Below are 22,969 nucleotides of genomic sequence, written 5' to 3'. Positions count from 1 at the left end.
GCCTTGATTTCTTTCATGGTGGTCTCTCCTTTGTCTATCGCATGAAAAGACGACCCACGGGCATCGCCTGAGGGGGTAACAGAGCCGGATGCCCGCGGGTCGAATGGCGACGGCGCCGGTGCGAACGGCGCCGCCGGTGACACCTTGATAGAAGGGGCGCTACCAAGGCGTCTGGCCTGAACGCCTGCCGGAACAGGGCGGTGCATTTGCGTTACAGGCCACAGGGTTAGACGTCGATGTCCCGGCGCGGCTCGGCGAACCAGCGATACACCGCCGGAAGCACGAGCAACGTCAACAAGGTCGACGTGATCAACCCGCCGACGACGACCGCCGCCAACGGGCGCTGCACGTTGGCGCCGATGCCGTTGGCCAGCAGCAGCGGAACGAGGCCGAGAATGGCGACGGTCGCCGTCATCAGAACCGGCCTGAGCCGATGCTCGGCGCCCACACGCACGGCTTCGTCGATCGACATCCCCTGCTCGCGTAACTGGTTGATATACGAAACCAGCACCACCCCGTTGAGCACGGCGACGCCGAATACGGCGATGAAGCCGACGGCGCCGGCCACCGACAGATACAGTCCGGAGACCCAGAGCGCGAATATTCCGCCGGTAATCGCGAACGGCACGTTGAGATAGATCAGTGCGGCATAGCGCAGGCTGGAAAAGGCGATGAACAGCAACAGGAAGATCAGCGCCATGGTGATCGGCACCACGACATATAGTCGGGCCATCGCCCGCCGCTGATTCTCGAACTGGCCGCCGTATTCCACGAAATAACCGGGCGGCAGTTCGACGTCGCTGGCCACGCGCTTCTGGATATCGCGCACCACACCGCCCATGTCGCGTCCGCGCACGTTGAGTTGCACGAACAGGCGCCGGCTGGCCTTGGCCCGCGAGATCTTCTTCGGCCCGCGGTAGACCTCGACGTCGGCCACGCGGGATAGCGGGATCAAGGCGCCCTGCGAGGTGCGGAAGGTCAGGTCGCGGATGGCGTCGACCCGGTTCCGAGCCGTCTCATCGAAGCGCAGAAAGATGTCGAACCGTCGGATGTTTTCGAACACCTGGCCGACGGCGGCACCGCCGATGCCGGTCTCGACCACACCCAGGACCTCGTCGAGCGGAATGCCATGGCGTGCCAGCGCGGCGCGATCGGGGCGGACCACGATCTGTGGCTTGCCACCTTGTTGCTGAACCCGTACGTCGGCTGCCCCGGGTACCGCGCGCGCAATCGCCGCGATCTTTCGGCCGGTGTCGGCCAGCTTGGTCAGATCGTCACCGTAGATGCTCACCACGACCTGGGCGAGTACGCCGGAGAGCAACTCGTCGGTGCGCAGTTGGATCGGCTGCGAGAAGTTGTTAGCCAGACCCGGCAACGACTCGCCCACGCGCTCGGCCATCGCCGTCTGAAGCTGTTCGTAGTCGCGGTCGCTCGCCCAGGCATCTAGGGGTTTGAGATTGACCAGCGAGGCAATGACGTTGACCGGCTCCGGGTCGCCGCCGACTTCGGCACGCCCCACCCGTGAATACACACCCCGGACTTCCGGGAACTCGCGCATCACGGTTTGCACGCGTTTGGCGTATTCCCTGGCTTTGTCCAGACTGGCGCCCGGCGGGAGGGTCGAGCGCACCATGAACGTGCCCTCGCGCAGCGTCGGGATGAACTCGGTGCCCAGCGTCGGGAAGATCGCCAGGCTGGACAGGAACAGCACGATTGCCGCCCCCAGCACGGCGACCGGCGCCTTGATCGCCGCATCGCGAATCGGTCGGTAGCCGGCTTTGAGCCAGCCCACGAGCCGGGGTTCGCCGTGTGCGCTGCGTCTCCTGAACAACAATGACGCCATCACCGGAACGAAGGTCAGCGCCATGACCAGCGCGCCGGCCAGCGCGAACGAGATGGTGTAGGCCATTGGCGAGAACAGCTTGCCTTCGGTCCCCTGCAAGGTGAACAGCGGGGTGAAGACCAGCACGATAATCGCGATGGCGAAGGTGATGGGCTGGGCGACTTCGGCGGCGGCTTCGCCGACCAGGCGCATGTGCGATACGTCTTCTTCCGCCCGTTCCTCCATGTGCCGAAAGATGTTTTCGATCATGACGACCGAGCCGTCGACCATCATGCCGATACCGATCGCCAGGCCCCCGAGGCTCATCAGGTTGGCCGAGAGACCGACATAATCCATGGCGATGAACGCGATCAGGGCCGACAAGGGCAGGCTCGCGATCACGATCAGGGTCGAGCGCAGATTGCCGAGGAACAGGTAAAGCAGCACCAACACCAGAAGCGAGCCTTCCAGCAAGGCGTCCTCGACCGTTGCCGAGGCCTTGTCGATCAGGCTGGCCTGGGAATAGTAGGGCTTGGCCCGCATGCCTTCCGGCAAGGCCTCGTTGACCGTGTCGATCTTCGCCTCGACGTTGTCGAGCAGGGCCTGCGTGTTGCGACCGATCAGCTTGAGAACGAAACCGCCGACCGCTTCCTCGCCGTCGGCGATCAGGGTGCCGCGCCGGATGGCCGGGCCGAAGCCTATCTCGGCGATGTCATCGAGATACACCGGTGTCCCGTTGTTTTCGGTCACCTGAATCTCGCGCAGATCCGCAAGCCCCTTTTCGCCGGGATCGACCCAGCCATAGCCGCGGATGATGTATTCCTCGCCGCCGCGGTTGATGAACGAGCCGCCGACGTTGCGGTTGTTCTCGGCGATGGCGCGACGCACGTCGGCCACGGTGATATTGCGAGCCGACAGGGCGTTGGGGTCGAGGGCGACCTGATACTGCTTTTCATAACCGCCGATCGACAGCACGCCGGTCACGCCGGGCACCGTGCGCAGCTGGGGCTTCACGATCCAATCCTGGGCGGTGCGCAGGGCGCTCGGCGAGTGCTGGCTGCGGTCGGTGTTTTCGACGGTATACATCATCACCCGGCCCAGCCCGCTGGTGATGGGGCCGAGTTGGGGCTCGCCGAGGCCCTTCGGAATCTGCTGTCGTGCCTTGGCCAGACGTTCCATGACCAGCCGCCGGGCGAAATAGATATCGGTGCCGTCCTCGAAGTAGACGTTGACCCGGGACAGTCCGAAGATCGATGTGCTCTGTACCCGTTCCAGCCTGGGCAGGCCGTACATCGAGATCGAGACCGGATACGACACCTGGGTCTCGACATCGACCGGCGACAGCCCCGGGCTCGACGTATAGATCTGCACCATCGGGGGTGTGACGTCGGGGTAGGAATCGATCGGGACATTCTGAAATGAATAGACACCGGCCAGGGCCAGGGCTGCGATCGCCACCAGGGTGAGCACCCGGTTGGCCAGCGCCAGTCTTACGAATCGAGCAATCATGTCGATCTCCCGATCAGTGGCCGTGGGCGGCGCTGCGCGAGCCGCTGGTCAGCACCGACATCAGATCGAAGGCACCGGCGGTGACCGCCGGATCGCCCGGATCGATTCCCTGACGAATCTCCACCCGGCCGTTGTTTTCGTCGCCGGTGGTCACGGCCACGGCCCGAAAATGACCGGACTCGTCGCCGGGAACAAAAACGACCGGCTGATCCTTGTCGAGGGTCTGCACCGCGTCGGCGGGCACCAGTGCGTAGTCTTTTTTGCCCGCGGTCTGCACGGTCGCGGTGCCGAACATGCCGTCACTGAGCCGCCCGTCCGCGTTGCTCACGACGGCGCGCACCGTCAGCGTGCGGGCGTCTTGATCGAGCGCCCGGGAGACCCAATCGGTCTTGCCCGCGAACCGGCGATTGGGTAACGACCGCACGCGGACCGAGACCGGCAGCCCCGGGCGCATGCGCGCGGCGTTATTTTCGGCGACGTGCAGCATGACCCACATTCGCGACGAATCGACGATCTGAAACGGGGTCTCGCTGGACGCGACGGTCTGGCCGGTGACCACATCACGACGCTGAACCGTGCCCGCAATCGGCGCGGTGAGCGCGAACCGTGAGAGTGGCGTGTCGTCGTCGCCGGGATCGATGGCTTCGATCTGGGCCGCGGTCAGCCCATAGAGCTTCAATTCAGCGCGCGCCGCGCGTCGCGAGGCGCGCGCGGACTGATACCTGGCGCGGGACTCGTCCAGTGCTGCCTGGCTGATAATCCGGTCGCCGGCCAGATCGCGCTTGCGTCGATAGGCCGCCCGCGTGTTTCTGTAATGCGCGGTCGCTGTCAGATAACGGGCCTTCGCCTTGCCGAGCGCCACGCTGTCGAGCATCGCCAGGGTGTCGCCGACCTCGACCCGATCGCCGAGATCGGCTTCGACCGCGACGACCTTCGACTCCAGCCGCGGCCCGACCCGGGCCACCCGGTCGGCATCGAAACGGACGTTGGCCGGGGCTTTGACGGTATCCGCCGCCGCCCCGCCGGGAACCGCGGTGACGCGAATGGACAGCGGCTCGAGTTGCGCTGGTGTCAGGTGGACTTCGCGTGGTGTCGATTGATGTTTTTTGTCGTGGCCGGTTCCATGGCGACTGAAGCTCGTGGACGCGGAAGTCGCGGTTTGCTGTGGTTGGTCGGTCGTCTTGCCGGCGGACTGGGAGGCGTCGCAGCCGCTCGCGACCCATAGGGTCGCCAGCAAAACGCCGAGCGTTGCGCGGAAATGACTGAATCCAGGCATGGGTTAGTTTCCTTCGCGCGTGTGGCCGGCCGAGACGGCGATCAGGCCCCCGGTCGCGCGTTCGAGATCGGTAATGGCGTCGATCAGAGCATCGAGGGCCGACAGGTATTCAGTGCGCACGGCGATCAGGTTGTTCTGGGCCGTAGTAATGGCGGGCGCACCCACTTCACCGGCCTGGAACGCGCGTCGAGTCAGATCGACCGATTGCCGGGCGGCATCGAACACGGCGCGGTCGAGCGCCTTGACCTGACGGCGCGCCGAGCGATAGTCCGATAGTGATCGCACAACCTGTAGCCGGACCTCGCGCCGCAGGTTCTCCTGCTCGAGCCGGGCCTGATCGAGTTCGGCGGCGGCTTGTTTACGCTCGCCTTCATAGCGATGGAGAATCGGCAGCTCGAACGACACGCCACCGCCGGCGATCGTCGCGCCGTTGCCATTCGGCCCCCGGCCGTTGCCGCCGTTTTCCTCGCGATAGAAGCCGAACACGGTGAGGTTGGGAATGATCTGACGATCGGCCAGTTTCAGGCGTTGGCGTGCCGCGGCGACGCGTCCGGCCGCGGCGGCCAGATCCGAGCGTTGACGTACGGCACGCTCGAGCAGGGCGGCGCGATCCGGCACCTGCAGCGGGCCGATATCCAGCCTGCCCTTCACTTGAAGACGGCGGCGCGGATCGATGCCCAGCAGTTCGTCCAGGGCCAGACGTGCCCGCTGCAGCCGATTCTTTGCCCGGGCCTGCAGGGCCGTGGCGCGGCTTACCCCGAGCTGAGCCGCATTGAGCTCGAGCTGGGTCCCGGCCCCGGCCGCCATCCGCCGCTGCGCATAATCGTAGAGTTCGCGGTTGGCCTGCACGATCCGGCGTGCCGTCGCGACCGCCTTGTCGGTCACCAGCACCGACAAGAAGGCGGCACGCACGCGCGCCGTCGTGGCCGACACCAGATAGCGGTACTGGTCCCGGGCCGCGGCAAGCTCGCGATCGGCCGCCGCGGCGCGCAGCCTGCCCTGGCCGGCGATCCAGAACGCCTGGCTGAGTTGCACATTCAGATCGGTCCCGGAACCGGCCGGGGTCGAGCGCTGGCCCGCGCCGACTTCCAGCCGCGGGTTGGAGGGGACCGCGACATCGGCGTGAATCGCCTGACCGGTCAATTGCTCTACGCGAATTTTGGCAGCGCGCAGCGTTGGGTTGTAATCGCCAGCCCAGTCCAGGGCGGCGTCGAGCGTCAGGGGTTGGGGGATCTGGGTGACCGCCGTCGCCGGGGCCATGAACCCGCCCAGCCCGAGGCCGAGCGCACAGGCGCCCAGCCGCAAGCGTATTGCAGACATGCATGAATCCTCATCGCAAAAAACAGAAAAGCGAGGGGATTCAGGCTATGGGCGGTGTGATCAGGGGTTCGGGGCGAGGGCCCGCGTAATGCGGGCGCGGGGCACGATTGAGTATGCCGCGAACCGACGCAACGGCCGCATTCAGGGACGGGATGATGCCGAGGAAATGCAACTCGCCGTGGCCGCAGTGATCGGTCAGATCGTCGCCAGCGGCATCGGCGGCGTGCGTCGCCGAATCGACCGTCTCGCCATCAGCTTGCACGATCGAGTGATCGGCCCCCGTGAAGCTCGCGGCCTGGACATGAAACGACCAACCCAGCGCATTGCAAAAAAGACAAAGCGCCAGCAAGCCCTGCACGAGGGCCGAAAATTTGGCTGGGTTCCGCGACATGCATTTTATTCGAGCATGTGAATTCGCCCAGCGCAACCGCGAATACCCGCGTGTTGTCGACGGACGGGGCAGCGCGGTTCGCGCTCAGCGGTCGCGCCAAGCCCAAAGGGCATTGGCAACGGCTTCGTTCGCAGCGCATTCGGCATGGCGCTTACCCACCCGCGTTGCTCAACCGCCGGCGTTGACGCACGATTAAGCCAGTGCCCGGATGCCCGGGTTGACCGCCCGCAATCTTCCGGTCACGCAACGGCACATTTGCATTAGTTAATGCGAATCATTACCATTCATGAGTGTTTTCCGCACGCCGAGACTTGGTGCTCCCCATGCACGCTTTTAACAACCGCGTTGTTTTCGCGATCCTCGCGATCCTCGTGATCATGCTGGTCGGGCTGCCGGCTGTTGGCCTGGCCAAGGACGCCGATTATCGACTGGCGATTACCAAGCAGGGCTTCCAGCCGCAGGCACTCAGCATTCCTGCGGGTAAACGGGTCAAGGTCATGGTGCACAACAAGCTGGCGCTGCCGGCCGAGTTCGAAAGCTACGACTTCACGGTGGAAAAGGTTGTCCCCGGCGGCACCACCGTGCCGGTTTATATCGGTCCGCTGAAAAAGGGCCACTATAAGTTTTTCAACGACTTCGCCCAGAACATGCAGGGCAAGCTGACGGTTCGCTGACCGTGTTTTCAGGAGCAGCCATGTTTCCGACCGCCATTATCGTTTTTCGCGAGGTGTTGGAAGCCGCACTCGTGGTGTCCATCGTGCTCGCCGCGGCCAAGGGTGTGGCCGGGCGCGGTCGCTGGGTTTCGCTGGGGGTGTTGCTCGGCATCGGCGGAGCCTGTCTGGTGGCCGCGTTCGCCGGTACAATCGCCGGCGCCGTACAGGGCCGGGGGCAGGAATTCCTCAACGCGGGCATTCTGCTCGTCGCGGTGGCGATGCTGGGCTGGCACAACGTCTGGATGACCAAACACGGCCGGGAACTCGCGCAGCACATGAAGGCCGTTGGCCATGATGTGGCCAGTGGCCACAAGCCACTGTACATGCTTATGATTGTGGTCATGGTGGCGGTGCTGCGCGAAGGTTCCGAAACCGTGCTGTTCACCTACGGAATCTACGCCAGCGGCGTGCAGGCGCTGCCCATGTTGTCCGGGGGTGCCCTGGGTGTACTGTTCGGGGTCGTGGCGGGCGGTCTGCTTTATAACGGCTTGCTGCGTATTCCGACGCGCTATCTGTTCAGCGTCACCAGCTGGATGATCTTGTTGCTGGCAGCCGGGATGGCGGCCGATGCCGCGGGTTTCCTGACCCAGGCTGGCGTACTGCCGGCGCTGGGCAACTCGCTATGGAATACCTCTTGGGTGCTGACCGAGCATTCACTGGTCGGCCGTGTGCTGCATATTCTGATCGGCTATACCCAGCGGCCCTCGGGCATGCAGCTGCTGTTCTATCTCGCTGCTCTGGTTCTGATCGGCGGCGCGATGTGGCGGGTCAACCGGCGTAGCGGACGCCCCCGGGCCGCCAAGCAACAAGCCACGACCTAGTTCGTGCGGGTTTGATGACCATGACGAATGCACAGGGACGTCTACAGCAGATAGCAATCCGCGTCGACGGTCCGGGCGGCAGCCGTCGCCAGCCCCATCAAGGCCCTTGGGCGCGGCGTGTGGAAGCGGTTGTCAGCCGTCATCGCAATCTGCTCGATTTCGTGCATGCGGGCATGTTCATCGGCTTTCTGGCGCTGATGCTGGTGCCATTGTTTCTACCGCTGCCGGCCGAAGGCGCGACTTTTTACAACAACTTCACCCTGTTCGCGAATTTCGTGATCTGGGGCCTCTGGTTCCCGCTGGTGTTCGTGTCCGTGATCTTCACCGGTCGCAGCTGGTGCGGCGTGCTCTGCCCGCTGGGGGCCAGTTCGGAATGGGCCAACCGGGTCGGATTGAAGCGACCGATCCCGGCTTGGGTGCGCTGGCGCGGCACGCCGATCGTCAGTTTTGTGGTCATTACGGTGCTGGCTCAGACGGTCGGCGCCCGCGACTACGCGCTCGGTATTGCCGAGGTGTTCGGGCTGACCTTTGTCTGTGCGATCCTGCTTGGGCTGGTCTATGGCCGGGGCGCGCACAAGCGTGCCTGGTGTCGGCATATGTGCCCGATCGGCCTGATGCTCGGCGTGTTCTCGCGGCTGGGTGCCGTCCAGTTCGCGCCCAAGAAGCCGCGCGGGCAGGACGATGCTTATGCCGAACGCGGCATTTGTCCCACCATGATCGATATTAACCGCAAGGCCGAGTCGCGCCACTGTATCGAGTGTTTTCGCTGCGTGAATCCGAAGGCGCGCGGCGGGTTGAAACTGCTGTTCCGGCGGCCCGGGACCGAAGTCTCCAATATTCGCCAATACAATCCGAACGCCGCGGAGATCTGGTTCCTGTTCCTGGCGACCGGGCTCTCGCTGGGTGGGTTCCTCTGGCTGGTGCTGCCGCAGTATCAATGGCTGCGCCAGGCGGTTGGCAGCTGGGCCATCGACCACGGCTGGTACTGGATCGGCACGTCGGGCCCGGCCTGGCTCATGGCCGTGCATCCGGCTGCGCATGAAGTATTCACGTGGCTCGATTTCTTCATGATCGTGGGTTTCATGCTTGGCTGCGCCGCGGGGTTTGGTATCGCGCTCACCCTGATTACGGCCGCCTCGAGCTGGCTCGCGGGGCGGCTGGGCGCTGATCTTCACCTGCGCGGACGGCTGGTCGAGCTCGCGTATGCGTATATGCCGGTCGCGATGCTGTCGCTGGTCATCGGCCTGGGCGGGAAGCTGTTCGACGCTCTGGCGCTCACTGGATTGCCGGGCGAGGCGATTGCCGGGATCAAGGCGGCACTGTTCGCGCTTAGCGTGTTGTGGAGCCTGCAGTTGGGCTTTCGCCTGCTGGGTCAGCAGAAGCTGGCCGGTGTGCGCCGCATGGTGGCGCTGGCGCCGATGCTGGCCGGCATCGCGCTGGTCGGGATCGCCTGGAGCCCCGCGCTGTTCGGTTACTGAGCGTGTGTCGATACGCAGACAGGAAAAATCAGACCCAGGGGTATTGAAAACGAATGACTCTAGCTAAAAGGAAAAACATGCGACTTCACCTCGGTTCACTCGCGGCCGCGGGCGCGCTTGTGGCGCTATCGATGCCGGCGCTGGCTGCTGAGCATTCGCTCGGCAAGCCTCTGGTCACGGACGGGCTGATCATTCATCCGGTGTATCTCCAAGCCGTGGACATGGCGCCCGTGGTGCCCGGTTTGAACAGCAGCCAGGCCGATGTGCATCTGGAAGCGGATATCCATGCGGGCGCACATGAAAAGCACGGTTTCGACCCCGGGGCCTGGATTCCCTATCTCACCGTCAGTTACGAGATCACCAAAAAAGGCAGCGATTGGTCGACCATGGGCACGATGATCCCGATGGTGGCCAACGATGGGCCGCACTACGGTTCCAACGTGAAACTCGATGGGCCGGGCAAGTACACGGCACATTTCAAGATCCTGCCGCCGCCATACCAGGGGTTTTTCCGGCACACCACGCGCGATACCGGTGTGCCCAAATGGTGGTCGCCAATCACGCACGCCTGGCAGTTCACCTATGTCGGCGTGGGCAAGAAAGGCGGGTACTGACCCAAACGCGGCCACGCGACGGCCTGCGTCGGGACGGGTGCGGGCTGTTTGCAAACCGGGTGCGGGGCGTCGCGTCGTTCGGCGGCGGGCGTGGTGTACCCGGCAGCGTTATCGTCGCGTGAACGTTCCTACTGGCGCTCCGGCACGTTTGTCGATAAGCGGGTGCTTGACTCTACACAGAGTTCAGTCAAAGGCTTGACGATGCCATTGCTTGCGCAGCTGAAGCAGAAGTGCCTTGATCTGCCTTCTTGTTTGCGCTCATTCGCGTGGATTTGCGGACAAAAGTGGATTTGCGGACAAAACAATGCGCTTGCTTATTCGGCCAGCCGGGCGTATTCAATCTATCACCCCTCGTGACTGGGCTTGTATCGATTAAGTATCTATAGCCGTTGGCATTACCCGCGATCCTGACCGATTTGAATCGAGTCGCCCCGGGGCCCGAGCCCGAATGAGCGACCCGATGAAAATTCACATCAGGTCGCTCATCCGGGATTACTAAGGCACTTTTTTACTGGCTTTGCTGCGGATTCGATTTGAGTACAGCCAGCGTGACGGTGACTGTCTTCTTCTTGCCGTGGTGCAGAATCACGAGCTTGATATGGGCACCCGCGGATTTGCTCAACACAATTTTCTGCAGCGTCTGTGCATTGTCAATCGTATGGCCGTTTGCCTTGATGATGATATCGCCACCGACCGGCAGTTTATGCCCCGCCACATTCATCGTGTATTGCGCACCCTGGAGTCCGGCCTTATCGGCTGGGCTGCCCGGCTTGACTTTGGCTACCATCGCGCCGTGATCGGGCAGATTCAATTGCTGACGCGCATCCTTCGGATATTTGTCCAGCGGTATGATGGCCACGCCCATCATCGCCTTCTTGATGAATTTGCCGGCTTTGAGCGCGGAAAGGTTCTGTTTGACGAGATTACTGGGGATCGCGAAACCGACGCCGATGAAGGTTCCATGAGGTGCCAGAATTTCGTCGTTGATACCGATGACCTGGCCCTGTGAATTGAGCAGAGGGCCACCGGAGTTGCCCGGATTGATCGCGGCGTCGGTCTGAATATATTCAATGGGTATGCCGCTTACGGCGGCCGCCTGCTTACGATTGACTGCCGATACGATGCCCTGAGTCACCGTCGACTGGAGCAGGAAGGGATTGCCGATCGCGATCGCTGTCTCGCCGACCTTTATATTGTCCGAGTCGGCAAGCGGGATGGGCTTGGCATCAGACGGAAGCTGGTCCGGATTTTTCAGCTGTAACAAGGCCAGATCGTGAGACTGATCCACACCGACAACTTTCGCGGGCCCGGAATTCTTGCCCGGGAACTTGATGGTGACCGAAGCACCGTCGGCAAGTTTGGTCGACATCCCGTGCAGAGCGGCAGCCACCACGTGATAGTTGGTCAGGATCTGGCCTTTTTGGTCGACGACAAAGCCGCTGCCGGCGGCCCGTTCTGTTTCCTTGTGCGAAGGTAACTGGCCTTGGCCGAATTGCTTGAGGAAGTGACGCATTTCCGGCGGCAGGTTTTGCATCGGGTTGACTTGTTTGCCATGTACCGTGACCCGAATTGCCACCACACTGCTTTTGTATTTCTGGACGATGTTGACGGTGTTCTGCTCGCCCGGCTGCAGCTTCGAGTCGCCGTTGTTCGTGGCTGCAGCGCTGTTCACTTGCGCGGTGGCTGCCGTTGCCACGACGCACAGAAGAAGAAGGTATCCGGCCAATGAGTGCGCGAGACGTTGCATGCTCATGATTCTCCTAGACTAAAGTTTGGCGATCCTGTAACAGCTGAAGCGGTTTCTACAGGAGCCGATTTCCCTGTAATTGCTATCATATTCAACGTGGCGATGCACGTTTCTCGTCATCGGCAAGGCGCAGCGGCCTTGAGCTGACGCTCGGTGGGCAGGCGATCCAGCGCTTTGCGCTTCCGCTGCATAATCCGGTTCGGATGCACCTCGAACGGCTGCGACGACTCCGCAATCGTGGCGATGTCCTCGACCGCGGCGCGTGCCGAACGCGCCTTGGACTTCGGCGAATAGTTCCTGCCTTCACTCAGATCGTCGGGCCCTCTTGTCGGGCTTACTCCCGCTTACGCGCCTGTCCAAATTCCGGAGACCGCTTCGGGAGCGGTTGGTACCGGAAGACTGAGCAACATAGGACCCGGCAGGCCGGCCGTGATCGAGGTCGACGATCCGATTACAGAAATCGGGTCGTAAGATTCAGTGGCTAGGGGCGACTAATCAAATAGAGCGGCGGCTGAGTCGCTCGCGCGCTGAGCGCGTTATGGCTTTTCTAAATATCGCAGAGGTTGCTATGTCAAATCACGCCATTGCATTGAAACGGGTATTCGCGCTTTTGCTCGTTGCGGGCTTTCTATTCAGTGCGTCGAGCTTTGCGGCGACGAATTTCGTCCAGGCGCAGTCTTCCCATTCCTTCAACTCGACGGTGTCCCAGCTCAAGCACGCCATCTCCGGCAACGGCATGATGGTCATGGGCCATATCGATCAGGCGAACGTATTGAAGATGACCGGCCTGCATCTGAAAGGCGCGGAGAGTTTTCTGGTCGGCAACCCGAAGGTCGGCAAGAAACTGTTCAAGATGTCGCCCGCGGCCGGCGCGGTATTGCCGCTGCGGATGTACGTATGGGAGAAGGGCGGCCAGACCTACGTGGGTTATTTTCAGCCCTCGGATCTGCTGACGGCTGTCGACAGCCAGTTCCGTAAACCCGGACAGATGATGGACAAGAAGTTCCACATGATTCTCAAGGGCGCCACGCAATAGGTCGTCGTTTGATGGGGCGGGACTGCGCTGGACCGCAGTCTCGCTGCCCAGCACGCGACCCATGAGATACGCATTGGCCAATCCCTCATCGGGCAGGAGGAAAACATGACTCTCACCTCGGAACAATCGAGCGTCGGGGAGCTGGTCGGCATTGCCATCGTGCTCGCGGCCGCTTCGGTGTCGCCTTTGATGTTCGTGGCAAGTGCCGCCGGTTACTCGAGTATGAACTGGCTCGGCCTGCATGCGCTGCTACCTGCGGTTATCGCGGTGTCCATTGTCTGGGTGTTGGCAGTGACCCGCGGATGGCTGCGCTTGGCCCGTGGCGTGCCCACGGCGCTGGTTGCGGGTGTGCTGGCCACGGTCGGTCTCGAAATCGTGCGGCTCATCGGCTTTCGACTGTTTGATGCCATGCCGGGCTCGATGCCGGAGTTGATGGGGGTCAAGCTGCTCGATCAGTTCATGTCCGGGCCCGATGCGTTGTCGAATCTGGCGGGGTGGGGCGACCATTTCTGGAACGGTGTCAGCTTCGCCATGATCTATATTCTCATCCTCGGACGCCGAGCATGGTGGATCGGCACGCTCTATGCGCTGGGCATTGGCACGATTTTCATGCTCAGCCCCGTCGTGTCGGCGATGGGGGCCGGATTATTCGGACAGCAATACGCGCCGATCGCCTTTCCGCTGACCGTGTATATTGCCCATATCACCTTTGGCACGGTGCTGGGTGTCACAGTCAGCCGTTCCCATGTGGCGCGCGCCACTTTGTTTACCTATCTGATGGATTTCATAAGCAGGCTATCGACAGGGCAGGTCGAGCGCTGATATTGCAAGTGATTGCGGTTATCTCCATGCGCCGTACTGGCACCGCCATTTGGGCCAAGATAACAACGCGTTGCCGACGATCGCCTTTATGGCCCAGGGCGAATACAGCATCAATTTTTCAGGCCGGCGATTGGGTGGTGCGCTGGGTGACGGGGTCGCCGATGGGCGATACGCTCAAACATTAGGTCGCTTATGATGCCTATTCGGGCTGAACGCATTGCATGGTTCGCGCGGTCACGCCCGAACCCCGGTATCTGAATGCCGAGTGAATGGCCCTGTTGCGCGCGCTCAAGGTATTCCTGGTTAAGAAAAATTTTCCGGTCTTGCCGTGTTGCGTATAACCGAACCCGGATCTCGTGGTTACACGCGGAAATCGTGTCGATCCGACGCGATGACGTATAGATCGGCTCGGCACAGGCCGCAGGTTGGACACGATGCCTGTCGCAGCACGGCGCACGATCTTCATTCGTGACCCCGTATCCGCCGGTCCAACACGTCCATTGCTTCGGCGCGCCGAAGATCCTCGGGCCGGTCCATATCCCACAGCGCGGGTTGCTCTACCCAGCACAGCCCGGCCGCTGCGAGCCGGGCGCGGGTTTGTGTCATCACCTGGTCGGTACTCCAGGGGATGTCGCCGAAGACGGCATCGAGGACGGCTTTCTGGAGCTCGGGCCCGGACCGGGCTTTGAGGCCGACTAACACATAGCCGCCGTCTTCGACCGGGATGAAGACCGTGTCCGTCCGGTCCTCGCCGAGCGCCGTGGCGGCGTCGCGTAGGTCGTCCGCGGACAGAACCGGACAATCGCAACCGACCAGCAACACCCGGTCGTGTGCCGTCAACAACGTAGACATGGCCGAGCGCATTCTTGCCCCCAGATCGTCGCCGCGCTGGGCGTGCATCGTGGGCGCGAAGGCATCACGAAACGGGACCAGTGTCGGGTGCTCCGGGTCGCCCGCCACCCATAATGAAACCTGCTCGCCAGCGGCATCCCGGGCCACGGCGAGCGTTTTCCAGAGCATGGCGCGCTGGAGTTCCGCAGCTGTTTCGGCGCCCACGCTCGGGATCAGTCGGGTTTTCACCTGGCCCGGTATGAGCGGCTTGGCGAAGACGGCGATGTGTAGATCGGGGGCGGGTTTCATCGGGTTCCAGTGCGGCGATGTTCAGCGGGTCTTGTCATACCCGTGGCCATACCAACGGGCGAGTCGGGCGGGCGATACGCCGCAGACGTAGGCCAGTCGTAGCGACCACATGAGAATGATGGTGCGTAGCGCGCCGTTGTCGTCCCAGCGGCGGCCGGCGGTCGTCACGCGCTGGTGCAGGCAGGCCGGGCGCGAGAGGGTCTTGAGGCGGCGGGAGAGCGTGATGTCTTCCATCAACGCTTGCGGCGGGAAGCCGCCGACGCGATCGAAGGCGCGTCGCGTGACGAAAATCGCCTGATCGCCGGTGGCGATGCCGGTCAGACACGAGCGCCGATTCATCGCCCAGGCGATGACCGGCAGCAGGGCGGCGCGGCCCTCGATGCGAACGTCGAATCGCCCCCAGACATGGCTGCCGTCGGCCAGGCCGTCATGAATGCAGGTGTCGGCGTCGTCGGGCAGCCGGGTATCGGCATGCAGGAACAACAGCACGTCTGCACCGGCCGCCCGGCCACCGGCATTCATTTGCGCGGCGCGACCACGCGCGGACGACAGCGTCTGGTCGGCCATTGGGGCGGCTCGCGCGAGCGTGTCGTCGGCACTGCCGCCGTCGACCACGATCACTTCGGCGCCCCGCCGGCGTAGCCCGGCGAGCGCTTGCAAGGCAGCCGCGATGTCGGCTGCCTCGTCGAGAGCCGGCACGATGATGGACAGACTCGGGGGCTCGCTCATCGCTCGGCATCGTCGGCGCGTTCGCTATCGACCCGGCCGCGCCCGCCGCGGCGCCAGCCATGAAAACGTTCCAGCCAGGCGAGGACGCGCTCGGGCGCGTGGGCCCGTTTCCATTCGCCGGCGGCGTACTTGTTGGCCTCGATCAGGGTGGGGTAGGCGTGGATGGTGCCGAGTATTTTATTCAGGCCCAGGCCGTGACGCATGGCAGTGACGAATTCGCCGATCAGTTCGCCCGCGTTCTCGCCGACGATCGTCGCGCCCAGGATTTTGTCCTTGCCGGGGACGGTCAGGACCTTGACGAAGCCCCGCGCTTCGCCTTCGGTGAGGGCGCGATCGAGTTCGCCGAGGTCGTAGCGGCTGACTTCGAAGGCGATGCCGTCTTCTTCGGCCTGGCTTTCGTTGCTTCCGACATGGGCGATCTCGGGATCGGTGAAGGTCACCCAGGGGATGACCGAATAATCGGCCTTGAACCGGCGGATGCCGAGGAACAGTGCATTCACCGAGGCATACCAGGCTTGATGGGCCGCGGTATGGGTGAACTGGTACGGGCCGGCTACATCGCCGCAGGCGAGGATATTGGGGTAGCGGGTCTGCAGGAACTCGTTCACCGCGAGCGTGCGGGTGGGCGAAGTCTCGATGCCCAGTTCTTCCAGGCCGAAGCCCTTGATATTGGGTGTGCGGCCCACCGCGACCAGGATGCGGTCGAACGCGAATGCCACCTCGCGGCCCTGGTGTTCGCAGACCAGCACCTGTTGTCCGTCGCGCTGTTCGACGGTCTTGGCGATGTATCCGGTTCGCACGTCGATGCCTTCGGCGGTGAAGCGTTCGAGCAGATGCGCCGACACCTCCGGGTCTTCGCGGGCCAGCAGCCGCGGCGCCATTTCGACCTGGGTGACCCGGCTGCCGAAACGGGCGAAGGCCTGGCTGAGTTCGCAGCCGATATTGCCGCCGCCGAGCACGAGCAGGCGCCCGGGCAGTTCGCGCAGGTCCCAGACCGTGTCCGAGGTGAGGTAGTCGATGGTATCGAGGCCCGGAATGGGCGGCACCAGCGGGCGTGCACCGGTAGCGATGACGATACTGCGTGTGGTCAGCTCCCGGCCGTTCACCGCAACCGTATAGGGCGAGGTGATACGGGCTTCGCCCTCGATCGTGTCCACGCCGAGGCCGCGATAGCGCTCGACGGAATCGTGCGGGGCGATCTCGGCGATCACGCGCTGGATGCGTGCCATGACCTCGGCGAAATCGATGCGTACGTTGTCGGCGTGGATGCCGAAGTCGGCGCCGCGCCGCATCAGGGCGGCGACGCGCGCCGAGCGGATCATGGCCTTCGAGGGCACGCAGCCGTAGTTCAGGCAATCGCCGCCCATGCGGTGCTTTTCGATCAGGGTGACCTTGGCGCGCACGGTGGCGGCGATATAGGCGGTCACCAGCCCGGCCGAACCGGCCCCGATGACAACCAGATTGCGATCGAAATGGCGCGGCTTGGCGTAGCCCCGCAGGGCCTTGCCTGATTGCACGCGCTCGACCAGCTTGCGCGCCACGAGCGGGAATACGCCGAGCAGCACGAAGGCGACCAGCAGTCCGGGCGAGAGCACGTCCGATAGGGTGTTGATCGCGGCGATCCGCGTGCCGGCATAGACGAAGACCAGCGTGCCGGCGAGCATGCCGAGCTGGCTGATGACATAGAAGGTCGCCAGCCGTATCGGCGTCAGGCCCATAACCAGATTGATCACGAAGAACGGGAACACCGGCACCAGGCGTAGTGTGAACAGATAGAACGCCCCGTCCCTGGCGATGCCGCGGTTGATCGCCTCCAGGCGTTGCCCGTACTTGTTCTGGACCCAGTCGCGCAGGATGAACCGGGCGGTAAGAAACGCCAGGGTGGCGCCGATCGAGGAAGCGAAAGACACCAGCAGCGTGCCCCAGAGCATGCCGAACAAGGCGCCAGCGATCAGCGTCATGACCGCCGCACCCGGCAGCGACAATGCGGTGACCGCCACATAGATCAAAAAGAACACGGCAGCCGATGGCATCGGGCGTGCATCCACGACCGATTGAAGGCGGTCCTGTTGCGCCTTGAAATAGGCCAGATCGAGATACTGGCCGAGATCGAACACGAAGAACGCGGCCACAGCCGCACAAACCAGGACAAGCAGCACGATTCTCGATTTGTTCATGGCGGACGTCTTCGCGGTATGCGGCTAGTGGGCCGTGAAACGGATGTTGCGATACTCGGCCCGCCCCGAACGGCCGCTGTTGTCGCAGTCGGTCATCAGGGCTACGCCGTCAATCTGATGCAGATCCAGACCGTAGAAGCGCTTGAAATCGGCGCGGACATTGCGCGATTCGGCCACCCAGGTGTCCGGATCGGCCGGCGGCCCGGACTGGACGGCTACCATCATCGCCTTGTCGGTGAAGGCGTTCGGCCAGTGCGCGCCGCGCGGCTCGCTGTTGGCCCAGACATAGTTGACCGCACGCGTACGCCAGAGCATGACCCCGCCGTCGTGGATCACGTAAACCCGGGCCGGGTAGTCGTCGCCGGCGCGCGTGGTCCCGTCCAGCCCTGGGTAGATGTGGTCCACGCGCCATTCCCAGCGCAGTACGGGAGTCCGTCGCAGATCCACCTTGCGGCGCAACGCGATCGCCGAAGCACTGGCGTCGCAGGTCGCCTCGAGCGTACGCGCGTTGCCGTGTCCGACGAGGCGATAACGCGTTTCACCCTTGAAGGATTTATGTTCCCAGGCCGCGAGGCTGCCGGGGGCGAAGCGCCCGATCATGACGGTGGGCGCCGCAGCGGCCGGCGTTGCGAGGAGCAGTGCCAGCACCGATCCAAGCACGCCGAGAACTGTCCGAAGGTGTTGAGCGGTCTGATGCCAGGCACGCGTGACGGGCGCGTTGCCTCGCCATGCGCCGGTCGGCAAACCGGCCTGCGGCCGAGCCGCCCCGCCCGCGGTCATCGACTGCCCCGCGCCGGGGCAAAGCGTCGATTCAGATAGTCGATGATGTCGGCGGACTCATAGAGCCAAGTGCCCTCGGCCGGATCGTCGATGTAGAGACAGGGCACGGTCTGGCGGCCGCCACCGGCGAGCAGCGCCCGGTGGGCGGCCGGGTCGATGTGGATATCACGCAAGGCGATGGGAATATTAAGGCGATGCACGGCTCGCCGCACCCGCAGGCAATGGGGGCAGGAGCGGAAGTGATACAGCGTCAGCGGCCCGGCCGCCTGATCTGCCGCACGCTGTTCTTCGGCGGATCGCCGAACCTGCGTCACGCTGCGGGCGGGATGGACCAGGTCGAGGGCTTTCTGAAACCAGACGTGCATGAGGATTCTCCGCAATGGCGTGGGCGGCGGTTACTGCCGGGACGGGCAGGGGACGGTGCCGAACGAACAGAAAACACAGCAGTCGCCCGGCTTCGGCTTGAGCATGTGACCGCAGGCGGGGCACTGGTAAAAAAACTGGCAGCTGTCGGTGGGCATGGTTTAGGGCCTGTTGATGTTTCGTACGAGCGCCGCGTTGGCGTCCGCAAATCGTGTCCGGCAAGGCGCAAGTCGCCGCGTCGTGGCGTGCCACGATCCAGACTTGCAACGCCGCCGGGCGCGATTTGCGGCCCAACCCTTCGGGACAAGCGCTGTTTTGCGGCAATCCAGCGTTGTAGCTCTCTCGCGTAGAACGACTACGCCACGTTCGCTACGCCTCGTCTTGCCGCAAAACAGCGCTTGGCGCGGGCTCGTATGAAACATCAACAGGCCCAAGTCTCGCGATGACCGCATTCCGGACATATGAGGGTCGATTCCAGTTTGACTGCTGGTTTCATGGCGTGCCTCCCAAAGTGGTGATGCTCGGATTACGTGGCGACGTCCGCAGTCGTTGCAAACAGCGGGTGCGGCGACTCCGCCGCCAGAGGCGCGGGCGATCCGGGCCTGCAGCCGGGTCAGGCCGCACCGCTCAGGGCGCCGCCGCAACTGCTGCCCTGGCCGGCGGTGCAGCCGTAGCAGTGATCGGCGACCCGGATCGGCGTGTTGGCCAGGTCGGCATCGAGCAGGTCGCGCAGGTGGGTGGCGCCTTCGCCCGCCGCGCCCAGCGGCATCTCCAGCATCTGGTTGAAATCGCAGTCGTAGACATGGCCGCGCCAGTCCACGCTCACGAGATCCCGGCACATGACGTCGGCCAGATTATCCGGGCGATAGGCGTTCTTGAGCAGCGTCATGTAGTCGCCGAACTGATGTTTCGACAACAGAATGCTGCCGAAGCGCTTGATCGGCATGTTGGCGAGCGTGAACAGGCGGTTGAACTCGATGCCGTGTTCGTCACGCAGGTGCTGCCGGTAGTCCGCCTCCAGTGCTTGCTGGGCCGGCGGTAGCTGCGGGCCGGCGGGGTTGTAGACCAGATTGAGCGCCAGGCCGCTGCCGGGTCGGCCGTAGCCCAGCCCGTTGAGCGTCTTGAGGGCGGCGATGCTGCGCTGGAACACGGATTTGCCGCGCTGACGGTCGACCGTTTCCTCGGTATAGCAGGGCAGGGAGGCGATCACCTCGACCTGCTGCGCCGCCAAGAAGTTGGCCACCCACTCGTAACCCGGTTCATTGAGAATCGTGGGGTTGCAGCGGTCCATGACATGCACGCCCATGGCGCGCGCGCTGCGCACCAGGTCGCGAAAATGCGGGTTCATTTCCGGCGAGCCGCCGGTCACGTCCAGCGTCTGGATGTGGTGGGCGCGTAGAAACGCGATCGCGAGCTCGATCGTGTCGCGGTCCATCAATTCGGTCCGCTTCGGGCCGGCCGCCACATGGCAGTGGGTGCAGGCGATATTGCACAAATAGCCGAGATTCATCTGCAGCGTCTGCAACGATCGGCGCCGGATACGCGGAAAGTCGGTCGCGGTGAGCTGCGGTTTGGTCTCGTGCATGCTGGGTTCATCCTTGCAGTTGTTCGACAGGCGGATCGCTTACCGGGCCGGGCCCGGCGCTTGCTACGATTTCGCCCGATAGCCGATCTTTGGGATGAGTCGTTCCGGCGCGACGAAACTTACACCGGCGGGCGCGGGCGCTCGTTGCGCAGCCGGTTCCGGATCCGGGCGCGGGCGGCCGCCGGGAGCCCGGGCGTGGCAACATCGGCGCTTCGGGCCAGGGTGAGTGCTTGCTGCATCCAGGCCAGTTGCCGGGCATAACGACGACAGTCGCGGCACATCAGCAAATGCAGTTTCATCGGGCGCGACCGGGGATGAAACCCGGGTACGTCGTGTTCCCGCGACAGCTCGACCGCCACTTCGCGGCATGTTGGAAGCCCCATCATCGAACGCGCTCCGCCATGAAACCACTCTTTTCCAGGCACCGCCGCAACCGCAGCCGGGCCCGATGCAACAATACATAAAGATTGTTCGGCGTCACCCCCATCTGCGTGCTGGCCGCGTCGATATCGAGGCCGTGCAGTTCGCGCATGACGAAGGAGTCGCGCTGCGCCTCGGGCACCCCGTCCAGACAACGCCCCAGCGCGGTGATGAAGGCGTCGCGCTGGAGTTGCTGTAGCGGTTCGTCCGCCCAGGCCGCCGGCGGTTCGCGCCAGCGACCATCGGGCCGGAACAGCTGTGCTTCCACGTCGTCGGCATGCGGCTCCCGGGCACGCGCCGACCGCGCGCGCCGGCGTATCTCGTCGATGCACTTGTGCTTGAGGATGCCGATCAGCCAGCTGCGCTCGCTGGAATCGGCCCGAAAGCTGTCTTGTTGGCGTAGTGCCGCGAGCAGGGTGTCCTGGACCAGATCCTCGGCGCTCGCGCGATCGAATACCCGGGCCAGGGCGAAGGCATAGAGTGCATCGCCGTGGCGTTGCAGCCAGTACTCCGCGGCGGACGGCGTGGAATCGCTGCTCGGGCGCATGGCGTCACTCATCAACGGATGCCGGCGGAATGGGGTTCGCCCGGGGCTGTTGCAACCGCCGTGCGTAAGATTCGTTCGGCCGTTGACGACTCATTGCTTGCGCGAAGCACGACGCAGATCTTTCCGGAGAATCGATGTGAGCACGACCCTGTGGGCCCCCTGGCTGGTATTGGCCGCTTATGCGGTACTGATCTGGATCATGACACCACGCGCGACCAGCGCGGCACAATTTTTCGGTGGCGGCTCGGCGCGCGGTGTGCCACCCGGCGCCTGGCTTCTCGGCGTGAGCGCGGCGATGAGCTGGGTCATGGCCAAAAGCGTGTACAACGCCATGGGCCTGTCGGCCAGCTACGGCGTGATCGGCGGCATCGCCTACGGGTCGTACTGGCTGAGCTTCATCGTCGTCGGCGCCGCGGTCTATTTCATGCGCACCCGCGGCGGGTATACCTCGCTGCCGCAGTTTCTGCGCGCCAGATATGGCACCGCCGCTGCCAAGATATTCATGGTCGTGATCGCCATTCGCCTGTTCAACGAGGTGTGGTCGAACACCAAGGTCACGTCCCAATTCTTCGGCCCGGAAGGCAGTGCATCGTACTGGACGGCAGCGATCGTGATGACTGCGTTTACCGCCTACTACAGTCTGCGCGGCGGTTTGCGATCGAGCATTCTCACCGATGCCATGCAGACGTTTCTGCTCGCGGTATTGTTGGTCGCGACACTGGCCGTGCTCATCCCCGGATTTGCCGAACACGGTTTCCCGACCGTGAGCAACGGCGGTGTCACGCCGACCATGCAGGCTGGCGGCCTGACTTTTCTGGCGCTCGCGCTGGTGCAGTGCCTGAGCTACGGCTTTCATGATCCGGTGCTCACGGATCGCGCCTTTCTCAGCCGGCCGGCCAGCATGATGCGCGCCTTTGTCATTGCCGCGATCCTGGGCGGCCTGCTGATCGCCTTGTTCAGCCTGGCCGGGGTCTATGCGCTGGCGGCCGGCGTGCCGGGTGATGCGCCGGTGGCCGTGGCCGTGCCGGCCGCGATCGGCCTCTGGATGGCGCTGTTGTTCAACGCCGTGATGCTCACCAGCGCTGGATCGACCCTGGATTCGACGTTCAGCTCGAGCGCGAAGTTCGTCTCCCGCGACTGGCCGCACCGTACGGGTGAATGCACCGAGGCCCAGGTGCGTCGCGGTCGCTGGGCCATGGCCCTCATCGCGATCCTCGGCAATCTGCCGCTTCTGAGCCTCTACATTAAAGGCGTCGGGCCCGCCGTGATTGCGGCGACCACGATCAGCGGCACGGCCATCATGGGCTTGGCGCCAATCTTTCTGCTGGCCTGGCTGCCGCGGGTCGGGCCCTGGAGTTTCTACTTCGCGATCTGGCCTGGCCTGGCGATCGGCGTGCTCAAGGCCGTGGACGTCTTCAGCGGCATCACGGTATTCCCGTCGTTTGTCGATATCGGCACGGGCACCTACGCCGAGGATCTCGGCATCAACGTCTGGGGCCTGGCGATATGCACCGTCGGTTTCCTGTGCGGCACGGTATTGGAAAGCCGCCGCAGCGTGGCGGCCCGGCCGGCCGCGATGATGGCCGCGGGCCGGTAGCGAATCCAGGCCACGGCAGGGTACCGTTCCGTCCTGGACGGTCCCCGCAACGCGGCCCGGAGCGGATGCCGATGGCCCGGGC

At 63.8% G+C, this 22,969-nt stretch carries 21 protein-coding genes; 8 read left to right on the top strand and 13 right to left on the bottom strand.

The genetic code is table 11. From position 1 onward, the window contains the following. Window positions 1-226: 226 nt before the first annotated feature. The 3 genes from SALB1_RS01200 to SALB1_RS01190 are packed head-to-tail and all read right to left on the bottom strand — an operon-like array spanning window position 227 to window position 5,927. Entirely contained in the window at window positions 227-3,331 is a 3,105-nt protein-coding gene (locus SALB1_RS01200) for an efflux RND transporter permease subunit (protein ID WP_109992193.1), read from the bottom strand. A gap of 13 nt (window positions 3,332-3,344) precedes the next feature. Continuing rightward, the gene (locus SALB1_RS01195) at window positions 3,345-4,607 is read right to left on the bottom strand and encodes an efflux RND transporter periplasmic adaptor subunit (RefSeq protein WP_109992192.1); all 1,263 of its coding nucleotides are present in this window, start codon (window positions 4,605-4,607) and stop codon (window positions 3,345-3,347) included. Window positions 4,608-4,610: 3 nt separating this feature from the next. Further along, window positions 4,611-5,927, bottom strand: coding sequence for a TolC family protein (locus SALB1_RS01190; RefSeq protein WP_109992191.1), 1,317 nt, complete (start codon window positions 5,925-5,927; stop codon window positions 4,611-4,613). Window positions 5,928-6,015: 88 nt separating this feature from the next. On the opposite strand from SALB1_RS01190, the gene SALB1_RS18630 reads away from it, so the two are divergent. From SALB1_RS18630 to SALB1_RS01165, 5 genes are all read left to right on the top strand, one after another. Then, window positions 6,016-6,339, top strand: coding sequence for a hypothetical protein (locus tag SALB1_RS18630; RefSeq protein WP_145961211.1), 324 nt, complete (start codon window positions 6,016-6,018; stop codon window positions 6,337-6,339). A 302-nt stretch (window positions 6,340-6,641) separates the two neighbouring features. Beyond that, window positions 6,642-6,992 carry a cupredoxin domain-containing protein gene (locus tag SALB1_RS01180; protein WP_109992189.1) on the top strand — a complete coding sequence of 117 codons (351 nt, stop codon included), beginning with the start codon at window positions 6,642-6,644 and terminating at the stop codon, window positions 6,990-6,992. 20 nt (window positions 6,993-7,012) lie between these two features. Then, window positions 7,013-7,852, top strand: coding sequence for an FTR1 family protein (locus tag SALB1_RS01175; RefSeq protein ID WP_109992188.1), 840 nt, complete (start codon window positions 7,013-7,015; stop codon window positions 7,850-7,852). A gap of 20 nt (window positions 7,853-7,872) precedes the next feature. After that, complete coding sequence (locus tag SALB1_RS01170) at window positions 7,873-9,330, top strand: 4Fe-4S binding protein (protein ID WP_109995213.1); 1,458 nt, start codon at window positions 7,873-7,875, stop codon at window positions 9,328-9,330. A gap of 77 nt (window positions 9,331-9,407) precedes the next feature. After that, a complete protein-coding gene (locus tag SALB1_RS01165; protein ID WP_109992187.1) occupies window positions 9,408-9,944 on the top strand; it encodes an iron transporter in 537 nt (178 codons plus the stop codon). A gap of 508 nt (window positions 9,945-10,452) precedes the next feature. Here SALB1_RS01165 and SALB1_RS01160 read toward each other — a convergent pair. Next, the gene (locus tag SALB1_RS01160; protein ID WP_199678638.1) at window positions 10,453-11,697 is read right to left on the bottom strand and encodes a S1C family serine protease; all 1,245 of its coding nucleotides are present in this window, start codon (window positions 11,695-11,697) and stop codon (window positions 10,453-10,455) included. 562 nt (window positions 11,698-12,259) lie between these two features. Here SALB1_RS01160 and SALB1_RS01155 point away from each other — a divergent pair. Continuing rightward, on the top strand, window positions 12,260-12,727 hold the full coding sequence (locus SALB1_RS01155) for a DUF302 domain-containing protein (protein WP_158590568.1): 468 nt from the start codon (window positions 12,260-12,262) through the stop codon (window positions 12,725-12,727). A gap of 105 nt (window positions 12,728-12,832) precedes the next feature. Beyond that, complete coding sequence (locus SALB1_RS01150; protein ID WP_109992185.1) at window positions 12,833-13,549, top strand: hypothetical protein; 717 nt, start codon at window positions 12,833-12,835, stop codon at window positions 13,547-13,549. A gap of 462 nt (window positions 13,550-14,011) precedes the next feature. On the opposite strand, the gene SALB1_RS01145 is transcribed toward SALB1_RS01150, so the two are convergent. The 9 genes from SALB1_RS01145 to SALB1_RS01110 all read right to left on the bottom strand — a co-directional run bounded on the left by SALB1_RS01145 (window position 14,012) and on the right by SALB1_RS01110 (window position 21,302). Next, window positions 14,012-14,689, bottom strand: a complete 678-nt coding sequence (locus SALB1_RS01145) for a TIGR04282 family arsenosugar biosynthesis glycosyltransferase (RefSeq protein ID WP_109992184.1) — start codon at window positions 14,687-14,689, stop codon at window positions 14,012-14,014. Window positions 14,690-14,710: 21 nt separating this feature from the next. Next, window positions 14,711-15,418: a TIGR04283 family arsenosugar biosynthesis glycosyltransferase gene (locus tag SALB1_RS01140; protein ID WP_109992183.1), complete on the bottom strand. Its 708-nt coding sequence runs from the start codon at window positions 15,416-15,418 to the stop codon at window positions 14,711-14,713. Then, a complete protein-coding gene (locus tag SALB1_RS01135; RefSeq protein WP_109992182.1) occupies window positions 15,415-17,595 on the bottom strand; it encodes an FAD-dependent oxidoreductase in 2,181 nt (726 codons plus the stop codon). Before SALB1_RS01135 ends, SALB1_RS01140 begins: the two co-directional genes overlap by 4 nt. Before the next feature lie 24 nt (window positions 17,596-17,619). Then, a complete protein-coding gene (locus SALB1_RS01130) occupies window positions 17,620-18,255 on the bottom strand; it encodes a DUF3047 domain-containing protein (RefSeq protein WP_158590567.1) in 636 nt (211 codons plus the stop codon). A gap of 116 nt (window positions 18,256-18,371) precedes the next feature. Further along, the gene (locus SALB1_RS01125; RefSeq protein WP_109992180.1) at window positions 18,372-18,740 is read right to left on the bottom strand and encodes a glutathione S-transferase N-terminal domain-containing protein; all 369 of its coding nucleotides are present in this window, start codon (window positions 18,738-18,740) and stop codon (window positions 18,372-18,374) included. A gap of 30 nt (window positions 18,741-18,770) precedes the next feature. Further along, on the bottom strand, window positions 18,771-18,896 hold the full coding sequence (locus SALB1_RS19785; protein WP_370453211.1) for a GDCCVxC domain-containing (seleno)protein: 126 nt from the start codon (window positions 18,894-18,896) through the stop codon (window positions 18,771-18,773). Window positions 18,897-19,351: 455 nt separating this feature from the next. Beyond that, entirely contained in the window at window positions 19,352-20,323 is a 972-nt protein-coding gene (arsS, locus tag SALB1_RS01120) for an arsenosugar biosynthesis radical SAM (seleno)protein ArsS (protein ID WP_109992179.1), read from the bottom strand. Between the two features lie 119 nt (window positions 20,324-20,442). Continuing rightward, complete coding sequence (locus SALB1_RS01115; RefSeq protein WP_145961209.1) at window positions 20,443-20,622, bottom strand: hypothetical protein; 180 nt, start codon at window positions 20,620-20,622, stop codon at window positions 20,443-20,445. A gap of 83 nt (window positions 20,623-20,705) precedes the next feature. Next, window positions 20,706-21,302 carry a sigma-70 family RNA polymerase sigma factor gene (locus tag SALB1_RS01110; protein ID WP_109995211.1) on the bottom strand — a complete coding sequence of 199 codons (597 nt, stop codon included), beginning with the start codon at window positions 21,300-21,302 and terminating at the stop codon, window positions 20,706-20,708. Between the two features lie 124 nt (window positions 21,303-21,426). On the opposite strand from SALB1_RS01110, the gene SALB1_RS01105 reads away from it, so the two are divergent. Beyond that, entirely contained in the window at window positions 21,427-22,887 is a 1,461-nt protein-coding gene (locus SALB1_RS01105; RefSeq protein ID WP_255414467.1) for a Na+/proline symporter, read from the top strand. The last annotated feature ends 82 nt before the right edge of the window (window positions 22,888-22,969 follow it).

This window comes from Salinisphaera sp. LB1, from assembly GCF_003177035.1.
Lineage (GTDB): Bacteria > Pseudomonadota > Gammaproteobacteria > Nevskiales > Salinisphaeraceae > Salinisphaera.
This window is presented reverse-complemented; position numbering and strand designations above follow the sequence as displayed.